General features: G+C 60.1%; 7 protein-coding genes and 2 pseudogenes. 2 read left to right on the forward strand and 7 right to left on the reverse strand.

From position 1 onward, the window contains the following. Positions 1-65: 65 nt before the first annotated feature. The 3 genes and pseudogenes from EOC94_RS29460 to EOC94_RS34865 all read right to left on the reverse strand — a co-directional run. Complete coding sequence (locus tag EOC94_RS29460; RefSeq protein ID WP_127294997.1) at positions 66-797, reverse strand: hypothetical protein; 732 nt, start codon at positions 795-797, stop codon at positions 66-68. Then, positions 794-1,513 carry an aminotransferase class III-fold pyridoxal phosphate-dependent enzyme gene (locus EOC94_RS34860; protein WP_348627411.1) on the reverse strand — a complete coding sequence of 240 codons (720 nt, stop codon included), beginning with the start codon at positions 1,511-1,513 and terminating at the stop codon, positions 794-796. The genes EOC94_RS29460 and EOC94_RS34860 overlap by 4 nt, the downstream gene beginning before the upstream one ends. Positions 1,514-1,932: 419 nt before the next feature. After that, positions 1,933-2,191 (reverse strand): annotated as a pseudogene (locus EOC94_RS34865) (TrbI/VirB10 family protein); the annotation flags it as partial. 584 nt (positions 2,192-2,775) lie between these two features. Here EOC94_RS34865 and EOC94_RS29475 point away from each other — a divergent pair. Next, positions 2,776-3,249: an Lrp/AsnC family transcriptional regulator gene (locus tag EOC94_RS29475; RefSeq protein WP_127294999.1), complete on the forward strand. Its 474-nt coding sequence runs from the start codon at positions 2,776-2,778 to the stop codon at positions 3,247-3,249. Positions 3,250-3,553: 304 nt separating this feature from the next. On the opposite strand, the pseudogene EOC94_RS29480 reads toward EOC94_RS29475, so the two are convergent. From EOC94_RS29480 to EOC94_RS29495, 4 genes and pseudogenes are all read right to left on the reverse strand, one after another. Further along, a pseudogene (locus tag EOC94_RS29480) lies at positions 3,554-4,340 on the reverse strand (aminotransferase class I/II-fold pyridoxal phosphate-dependent enzyme); the annotation flags it as partial. 10 nt (positions 4,341-4,350) lie between these two features. Further along, complete coding sequence (locus EOC94_RS29485; protein WP_127295001.1) at positions 4,351-5,886, reverse strand: aldehyde dehydrogenase family protein; 1,536 nt, start codon at positions 5,884-5,886, stop codon at positions 4,351-4,353. A 19-nt stretch (positions 5,887-5,905) separates the two neighbouring features. Continuing rightward, positions 5,906-7,327 (reverse strand): FAD-binding oxidoreductase, encoded by a 1,422-nt coding sequence (locus EOC94_RS29490; RefSeq protein ID WP_127295003.1) that lies wholly within the window; start codon positions 7,325-7,327, stop codon positions 5,906-5,908. 9 nt (positions 7,328-7,336) lie between these two features. Further along, entirely contained in the window at positions 7,337-8,737 is a 1,401-nt protein-coding gene (locus EOC94_RS29495; RefSeq protein WP_127295011.1) for a VOC family protein, read from the reverse strand. A gap of 109 nt (positions 8,738-8,846) precedes the next feature. Between EOC94_RS29495 and EOC94_RS29500 the strand changes: the two genes are divergently transcribed. Then, positions 8,847-9,749: a LysR family transcriptional regulator gene (locus EOC94_RS29500; protein WP_127295005.1), complete on the forward strand. Its 903-nt coding sequence runs from the start codon at positions 8,847-8,849 to the stop codon at positions 9,747-9,749. Positions 9,750-9,918 lie beyond the last annotated feature (169 nt).

Below are 9,918 nucleotides of genomic sequence, written 5' to 3' on the forward strand. Positions count from 1 at the left end.
CCAGCCTGGCCGGGCTGATGTCAATTATCGTTCCAAGTTTTGTGAACTTCTTGGAGGCGATGCACTTAGGTTATTGCCTCAAGCACCAATCGTCGGGCTGTATCGTGGTCGTAGATGGGCAAACCCGTCATGCGGCGCAGCTTCGGTGCGAATTGTGGCAACGCTGTGCACTCGAAGATAAAGGCGCCAATGTCCGGATGAGCGGCTCGAAGTTGCCGCACGGTGTCAATGAGATGACGCTCAGTGTCAGAGTCAGGTATCGGGGCTGTCCCCGGCGGACGCTTCAGTTCGCTAGCTACAAGCATGCTGCGTGAGATGCCGCCGACCACGACTCTCTCGCGGTCCGCAGGATCACAGACGATGCCCAGGAGATCCGTTTCAACATACTTCTCGTGAGCGACCACGACGCCGAGTTTAGCCTTACGGGCTAGGTGACGGATCACCATAGGCGCTAACAGGAGGCTCCCCGTTGCCACAGGCACGTTCACGGCCGTAGCGACCGCCTCCTGATACCGAACGGTATAGCCACAGCCCGAGCTAATCGCGACAGCGCCCCTATCCACGAGGCGGCAGGCTGCTTCGGTATACGCAGTATATAGTCTTGGGTCGTCGTCGAGAAGCGCCTGCCACCAGGCGCCCGGAACCTTTTCACTTATGACCGGGCGGCCGTAGAGTGTTTCAGGAATAGAATGGGGTGGTCGGCCGTCCCAGAGATCGAGGACTCCGATGGGTCCGCCAGTGTCCGACGAACGCGTGGTGTCCATCCTGGTCAAGTGCTCGCCGTCTCGATCAATCATATCGCCCCCTCCGTCTTCAGCGCTCGATAGGTAGTGTCCACAGCTCGCACGGCTACAATGATATCGACCTCACCTCGCTTGATTATCAGCGGGGGAGCGTAGCCGAGTGTGTCGGCATGCGGCATAGCACGAGCGATAACCTCATTTTCAAGTAGCGTTGCCGCTGCGCGCTCGCCAACCTGCAGCCCTGGCTCGAAAGGAATTCGCGCCTTCGGATCACGCATAAACTCAACCGCGGAGAGGATGCCGATGCCACGGACCTCGCCGACGGTCGGATGACACTCCAGCTCTGCCTTCATCCGTGGAAGCCAGTACGGCCCAACAACCTGGATGTTGGCCAGCGCCGCCGCGGCACAAAGGGTATGTCCTGAGTACGTCCAATCATGGCCAAGGGGACCGTGCTGTTCCGTGCCTTGCTCGAGAATCGACCATACGCGCTCGCCAATGATGGATCCGTAGATACGCAAATAGACTGAACTCAATCCCTTGGCAATAGTAACGAAGTCTGGGCGCATGCCATATAGGTGGGAGCCATATTTCTGACCTGTCCGCGCAAACCCGCAAACCACCTCGTCTGCGATCAACAGAATGTCATGCTTGTCCAGCACTTCTTGGATAGCTTTCCAGTATCCTTTAGGCGGAGGAATAATACCACCAGTGCCCAATACGGGCTCGCCGACAAATGTGCCAACGGTATCTGGGCCTTCAGCCAGAATAAGCTCCTCTAATTCACGGGCGCAGCGCTTCGAGAATTCCTCTTCGCTTTCGCCATCCGTCGCCTGACCATAGTGGTTCGGCGTTTCGTGTGGCGCACGAGATCAAGCGGCAGGTCAAAGAACTGGTGGAAGAACGGGCGCCCGGTAGGGCTACCGGTGACCAGCCCGGAACCATGATAGCCGCGGTCGCGGGAGATGATTTTCTTCTTTTGGGGACGAACCAGTATGTTCTGTAACACCAGACCAGGTTGATTTTCGTTTCGTTCGCATCGGAGCCCGAAAGACCAAAGAGTACCTTACGCATATTCTGGCCAAAATACTCCACCACGGCCTCTGCCAAGCAAGCAACCGGAGCTGTTCCTTGGCTAACGTAGACATGAGCAAAGGGCAGTTCGTGAGTTTGCTTACTGATCGCCTCTTTGTCCGAAAGATACTTTGCTGCCGCACCCTCCAAAGAACTTTGCCCCTTGAAGGATCAACAGGCGGGGCCGGTGGCGCTGTCACAGACGTTCTGGCTGACCTGCGCCGTGATGCAACCAGGTAGATCGCTGTTAATCCCGGTGATCAGCGTCGCAGGGATGCCGAGCCGCGTTTGAGCTCACATCGCGAGAGCTGCGGCACGACGCGGTTCGGCCGATAGCCCAGTTCCTTCATGTCAGCGTTGAAGAAGTCTTCCCTGCACCCGCGCACGGCAGCGCAGTCGCCCACCATTGCCTCCTTTTACCACCCAGCGAATCAGATAAGTTCACGTGGAATTTTTCTCGACCATGAATTGCAGGAGACGCGCTCGTCGCGTTCGAAGGCGTCGAAATCAACCTGTAGGGTGCCGCCCGCCGGCGATGGCCATAGAGCCTGTGCTGGCTCTCCGATGACGTGCTGGCGAAGATGGAGCCGGTGATCAAGTTCGGCAAGGAGCATGCCGCCCAGCCGACGGCATGGCAAGACGGTTAGCGCGTAAGCCCAGGCGGCACACATGATGTCAAGGAGGGAGAGCTGTTTAGTGCGTGCTCGCGCCCCACGAAGTTCGCGATGACGTTCCCCAGCCGAGTGGTACCTTCTAGCAGGAATGATAGGCTCAGCAGGCTTACAAAGGCGCAAAAAGCGGGACTTAATCAATCGAGCGCTGCTTCAACGGGGCTGTTACAATTCGGCAAATGTGGCACGGTGGCGACGCATTGCTGCGGCATCCTCTGTCGGGCACGCAGCGCTGCGGAAATTAGCGCCGTTGAGCCAAGATTCTATGGTATGTTAGAGTAAGTGGTATGAACAAGCTAGACCGAATGGATTACCGGATTCTTGCTGTGCTCCAAGAAAACGGCCGTCTCCCAATTAAGATCCTCGCGGACAGGGTCGGCATTTCAGTGTCGCCGTGTTGGCAGAGGGTAAAAAGGCTGGAAAAAGATGGAATTATCCGCCGCTACATCGCAGAAATAGCAATTGAAAAGTTGCGAAGTGTCCAGATAGTTTTGGCCAAAGTTGTCCTCTCAAGGCAAAATCGAGATGCATTGGACTTCTTTGAACGCCATGTGTGTTCCATTCCTGAAGTAGCCGAGTGTTACGAAGTGATGGGGCAGTTTGACTATCATATAAAATTTGTTGTATCATCAATAGACAGATATTCTGAGATTGTAGAGAGATTTTTAACCCCTGAGTTTGGTGTTGAAAGGTATTTCACGGACATAGTAAGTCGAGTCGCCAAAGAGGATCGGAATATCCAGCTGCGCAGTTTGGTATAATCGATGCCCTGTAGTTTCGACCGAGCGATTAGTCCGCCTGACTGATGGGAACTATCGACCAGGTCAACCTACAGAAAGCCAAGTGGGGTCGCAGCAAGACGTCCTCTCTGCTGATGGGGTTCACCCACTATTTGGCACATTCGATGCCATCTGAGGTGGGCGGCAAAAGCCCCATCTTGTTCCGACCCAGATCCGTCGACAACTACAACATCGGCCGACACTTCTCTGTCCAATGAGGCGGTTGGGGGGGTCGCTTGCGTGCAAGTATGGTCATTCAGCATCGGTCTGTGTCGCGCATAGGAAACCGGAAGAATGGCGACAGGCCAAAAGCGGCGCCCGGCACAACCGCGACCTGGGCTTCCTCGAGAAGATAATCGCAAAAGTCGGTGTCAGTTTCGCTCCGTCTACCGGCAGGCGTGGTTTGGCCGATCAGGCCGGCGCAGCCTGCGAAGGCAAAGAAGGCGCCTTCCGGAACGCGGCAATCCAGCCCGGCGATGGTGTTCAATCCGGCGACGACGACGTCGCGGCGACGGCAAAAGCTCTCCGCCCTCTCCGACAGAAACTGCTGAGGGGACAGGGGCCTCGACCGCGGCGGCTTGGCTGACCGATGACGGGCAAGACGTCGACTTGGCTCTGCACCACCGCCGTTGCCTTGATCGATTGGCGCGAGCCGCCGGCATAACCGATGCGCCAGCCGGTCATGGCGTAGGCCTTCGAAACGCGGTTGGCAGTGATCGTCCGTCCCGTAGAACAGAACCTCCTTGGCACCGGCCGCGACAGCGATTTCGTCACCGGCATAGTCGAGGCCGTTGTCGCTGCGGAACTTTTCGGGAATTGCCTGCTTGAATTCCGGCGTACCATCCACCGCTGTTTATTTGGTGTCGCCGCGTTGGATGGCTTTCCAGGCAGCCTGCTTCACAGTATCGGGTGTATCGAAATCCGGCTCGCTCGCCCCCAGGATGATCACCAGCGCTCCGTCCTCTTCATAATCTGCGCGCGGGCGCCGATCTTCAATATCTGCGAACCCCAATGGCCGATATACGCGAGGCGGGCACGAAGCCGGCCTCATCGATCCTTGTGCTGACGGTTATTGTTTGAACCTCAGTCGATGTCGAAGGATACGCCCTGGGCTAGCGGCAGCGCCTTGGAATAGTTCACCGTATTGGTGGCGCGCCGCATGTAAGCCTTCCAGGCGTCGGAACCGCTCTCACGGCCACCGCCGGTCTCCTTCTCGCCACCGAAGGCACCACCGATCTCAGCCCCGGATGTACCTATGTTGACGTTGGCGATGCCACAGTCGGACCCGTCGACGCCGAGGAAGCGCTCGGATTCCTGCAGGTCGCGGGTGAAGATCGACGACGATAGCCCTGCTCCAACCACATTGTGCTCTTCGAGCACGGCGTCGAAATCCGAGTATCTCATCACGTAGAGGATCGGCGCGAAGGTTTCTTCGGTAACCGGCGAAACCTGCTTGGGCATCTCGACCAGTGCCGGATGCACATAATAGGCGTCGGGATGGCCATTCTCGACCCGCGTGCCGCCGGTCACCTTGCCGCCATGGGCGCTGGCTTCCTTCAGTGCCTTCTGCATGACGTCGAACGCCGCCTTGTCGATCAGCGGACCGACCAGCGAAGAGGTTTCCAGCGGATTGCCAACCGAGACGCTTTCGTAGGCCTTCTTGAGGCGCGGCAGCAGCGCCTCATAGACGCTGTCATGCACGAACAGCCGCCGAAGCGTCGTGCAGCGCTGGCCGGCGGTGCCCATGGCGCCGAAGGCGATGGCACGCAGCGCCATGTCGAGATCGGCGGTCGGGCAGACGATGCCGGCATTGTTGCCGCCGAGCTCCAGCACGGCGCGGGCGAAGCGCTTGGCCAGCCGCGGGCCGACGTCCCGGCCCATGCGCGTCGAGCCGGTGGCCGAGACCAGCGCCACCTTCGGATGGTCGACCAGGTTCTCGCCGACGGCGCGATCACCGATCAGCACCGGCGCCAGGCCCTGCGGCGCATCCGCGCCGAAGCGCTTCACCGCACGCGCAAAGGTCGCTTCGCAGGCGAGTGCCGTCAGCGGCGTCTTTTCCGACGGCTTCCACACCACCGCGTCGCCGCAGACCAGCGCGAGTGCCGCGTTCCACGACCATACCGCCACCGGAAAGTTGAAGGCCGAGATGACGCCGACGACACCGAGCGGATGCCAGGTTTCCATCATGCGGTGGCCGGGACGCTCGGTAGCGATGGTCAAGCCGTACAATTGCCGGGAAAGGCCGACGGCGAAATCGCAGATGTCGATCATCTCCTGCACTTCGCCAAGACCCTCGGACGGGATCTTGCCGACCTCGATTGATACCAACCGGCCAAGCTCGGCCTTGTGCGTGCGCAACTCCTCGCCAAGCAGCCGCACCAGCTCGCCGCGCTTCGGCGCCGGCACCAGACGCCAAGCCTGGAAGGCTTTATGCGCCTTGTCGATAGTTTCTGCCGCACCGGCCGGCGAGATCGTCTTCAGCGCCGCGATCTGCTCGCCCGTCACCGGGCTGCGCACGAGGAGATCGCCACCGACGAGCGTCTCCTTGGCGACACCCAGTTTCGCCAGAAGTTCGGTCGTTTCCTTGGCTATATCGATGGATTTGACTGCAATGTTCATCCGGCAAACTCCTGTTGACTTATCCGAAACACACCGAACCAAGGCGCCCTGGCGACGTCAGTCGCTTCAGGCCAGCGGCAAGGTCCTTGTGCTTTTTCTGCGTATACAGATCGTAGTAGGCTTGGTTTTTGCGGCCGACGCCGTGCTCGGCGCTGAAGCTGCCGCCGAAACGATCGACCGCGATCGAATAGACCCAATCGCGCAATCGCCGTTCGAAGGCGATATCGACTGGACCAGCCCGCGCCTCGTCGACGACCAGATTGAAATGCACGCCGCCGTCGCCGATATGGCCGAAGTCGAAGATTGCGACATCGGGAAAATGGCTTGGCACTTCGAGCTTCATCCAGTCGCAGAACGCCAGTACGTCGGCCCTGCGGAACGACAGATCGAAGGCGACCAGCCGGCCGGCATGTTTGACGCCTTCCGACAGGGCGTGACGCAGCGCCCACATCTCACGGGCGGGACCGACAAAGGCGTTGGCGAGCGGCGCCCCCTCCGCTTCCCAGAGTTCGGCCAGCACCGTTTCCAGGACGGCATCGAGCGGCTGCTCGTCATCACGCGGGAGCCAACTGCGGGAAACTTCGGCCAGAATGACATAGCTGGGAATGTCGTCATTCTGGAACGGATTGCGCAGCGACGGAACATGGTCAAGCGTTGCGGCGATCGCATTCCCCGACATGCCTTCGAAAGCCGACAGATACGATCCGAGACGCTCTTCCATCGCTCGCAGCAGGGGCATGACGGCAGTGCCGGTTCGCGGCACCAGATAGGCGGTCGAAACCTGCCTCGGCAGACGCTCCAGATTGAGCACGCATTCGGTGACAATGCCGAACGCGCCGGATGTTCCGATGAAAAGCTGCTTCCAGTCGACGCCTGTATTGTTCTTGCGCATCCCCGACAGCAGGTCGACCACGGTGCCAGTCTCGTCTGCCAGGACGACCTTCAAGCCCAGCGTATTGCGGCGCACGTCGCCATATTTCAGAAACCGCGAGCCGCCGGTGTTGGTTGCCAGCATGCCGCCCACCCGCGGATCGGCGCCGAGGTCGATCGGGAAGAAGAGGCCGCCGGGCTCGAGCCGTCCGTTGATGTCCGACAGTCTGGTTCCAGCGTCGACGTGGATCGAACGGTTGTCGATATCGAGATCGAAAATCGGTGTCATCCGGTCGAGACTGAGCACGACCTGCGCTCCACTGGTATCCGGCGTCGAGCCGGAGACCAGGCCGGTGTTGCCGGACTGCGGGATGAGCGCGATATGCTCGCGAACGCAGTAGGCGACGCAAGCGGATACCTCCACCGTGCGGCGAGGGCGCAGCACCAATGCGGCGCTACCCCGGTCATAGCGCGCGCCATTCTCATAGGCGGCCAGGCTGACGGAATCCTGGACAACCCCGTCCGCGCCGAGGATTTCGACCAAAGCTGTCTTGTGCCGCTCGCCGATCATGCCGACTGTCTACTCCGCGGCTTGAACGCCGCGCAGAGCGCGTCGGCAGTCGTCGATCGACGCCTGCTCGATCGCCGCATAGTGCTCGAATTCATCGAGGACGCCGGCGCCGAGAGCGGCCTCGAAGCGCTTCTGGTTGGGACTGGCGACGAAATCCTGGCCCGCTTCATAGCCCAGATTGGACTGGAAAATACCGGCCGCGCTGACGGGCAGGAAATCCTCGTAGACGATCGGGTCGAAACGGACGAAGCCATCCGCCACCAGCCGATCGACACCTTCCACATGGATGCTGCCGACCTGACGCCCCCGCTCGGTCAGCGAATAGGTGAAATAGCCAAGGCCAGCAGTGCGGATGCTGTCCCATGTGTCGGGAAACGACTGGAATGTCCGCGACAACGCCTCGACGTAATCAGCAGTATTTGACCCGTCGGCCGCCGGCCTGATGATTTTGCGCGTGGCATCCAGCAGGCTGTCGTAGAGGGCCCTGCCCTTGGGAGTGAGCGCCACGCCGCGCTGCTCGATCTCGCCGAAACGCGCCGTGTGCGAGCCAGCCGTCCAACCGCCGCTGCCTGACTTGAACGAGACCGGTTCGTCCAGCGCCTTGAATGATGTCTGCCTGAGCAGGATCGGGCACTGGCGAGTGGGCGGACCCTCGACGATCGCCTTGGGCTCGATGCCACGCGTCGGCATGCCCGTCTGCACCGCGTCGATGTCGAGCGTGCGCGGCGTCAGGTGGTTGATATGCGGGCCTTTGAAGGAAACCACGTCGGCGACCAGCCGATGCTGCTGGTGCAGCCTGTGGTACATCTCCATGCTGACACAGGCCTGATCGTGCCAGCGGAAGGTCTCGAGGATTTCGGCGACAAATCGATCCGCATCGGCTTGATCCAGCCCGCCCTGCGTCTCGGCCTTTTCGGTGAGTTGGATGGCGCTGTCCGTGAAAATCCGTCGAGCGGCAAGAATGGCCTCCGATTCTGTCCGCAGAACCTCGTCGCCGATCAGTTCGATTCTGAGCAACGAGGTGAAGACGCGAAAAGGATTGCGGCTGAGCGCTTCGGCACCAACCGGACGAAACGCAGTCGCATGGACCGGCACGCCGGCCGTGCTGAGGTCGTAGTAGCCGACCGGATGCATGCCCATCACAGCGAACACGCGCCGCATCATCGAGAGTTCGGCCGGCGTTCCCAGGCGGATCGCCCCGTGCCGCTCTTGCGAGATGCGGTCAAGCGAATCCGTCGCCTCGAGCCGTTGGCGCAGCACTGGCGTGGCATCCAGCACTTCGGCATTCACCTCGGCGACCAGTTCCAACAGCGTGCCGTAGGCGGGAACCTCGGTCCGGTACATGACTGACATCGCCGCAGAAAAAGCAGAACGAATGTCATCGGATACAACGAAAGCAGCATTTGGCACGGTGCGGTCTCGCTTTTGAGAAAACATGAGATCATTCCAGAAAAGAGTGATATCGGATTTCATCCGACATGAGTCACGACGATTTCGACTAGGTTGACGCGAGATACGCATGATATTGAGCAGAAGGTTGATCCCAGACCTGGTTGCAATCCAGGCGTTCGAATGCGCGGCCAGACACGCGAGCTTCACGCGCGCCGGCAGGGAGCTCAACCTGACCCAGAGCGCCGTCAGCCGTCAGGTCAAGAATCTGGAAAATTATATCGGCGCGCTGCTATTCGAACGCATCCGGCAGCGCGTGGTGCTTTCCGAGGATGGGCGGCGCTTCCTGCCGGAAGCAAGAAAGTTGCTGCAGCAAGCCGAGGAAACGATGCTACGCACTATGTCGTCCGCCGACGCCAGGTCAAGCCTGAGCATCGCCACCTTGCCGACATTCGGCAGCCGCTGGCTCAGTCCGCGGTTGCCTGATTTCCTCCGCCAGCACCCGGGCATGATCCTCAATGTCGGCTCGCGCTCGGGGCCGTTCGACTTCGAGGAGGAGAATTTTGAACTAGCCATCCACTACGGACAGCCGGTGTGGGCGCGCGCCACCTGCACCTATCTCTGCAGCGAGTCGATCCTGCCGGTGGCCGGCGGCACGCTCTTGGCGTCGGGACCCAAGCTGACGCCGGCCGATCTTCTCAACGAGTCATTGCTGCATCTGGCAACGCGTCCGAGGCTCTGGTCGCAATGGCTGGAGTGGGCCGGGCTGCCCGGCGAGACAGCCTACAGGGGGCACCGCTTCGATCAATTCTCGATGATCATCGAAGCGGCGGTTGCCGGCATGGGTTATGCGCTGCTCCCACGCTACCTGATCGAGCGGGAGTTGAAATCTGGCGAACTTCGGGTCGTTCTCGACCTGCCGATGGAAACGGAAAATTGCTACTATGCCGTCGTACCGGAGGTAGGTATGCCGTCCCCCACCAGCCAGCATTTCGTCTCTTGGCTGATAAGTCAGGTTGGACGCCAAGGTTGAGTTGGCTGGGACGCTGCCTACCATTCGATGCGCACATGCCGTGTGGTCAGGGTTCGTTTTTGGCTTGGGAGCAGGAGCTCACGACGCTGAAAGCGCGGGTGGGGCGGGTGCTTCCTCGTCGTGAACTGCGGGAGACGGGCGCAGATTTCCTTGACGGCCTTCTTTCCGG

The sequence above is a fragment of the Mesorhizobium sp. M6A.T.Ce.TU.016.01.1.1 genome, from assembly GCF_003997065.1.
Taxonomy (GTDB): domain Bacteria; phylum Pseudomonadota; class Alphaproteobacteria; order Rhizobiales; family Rhizobiaceae; genus Mesorhizobium; species Mesorhizobium mediterraneum.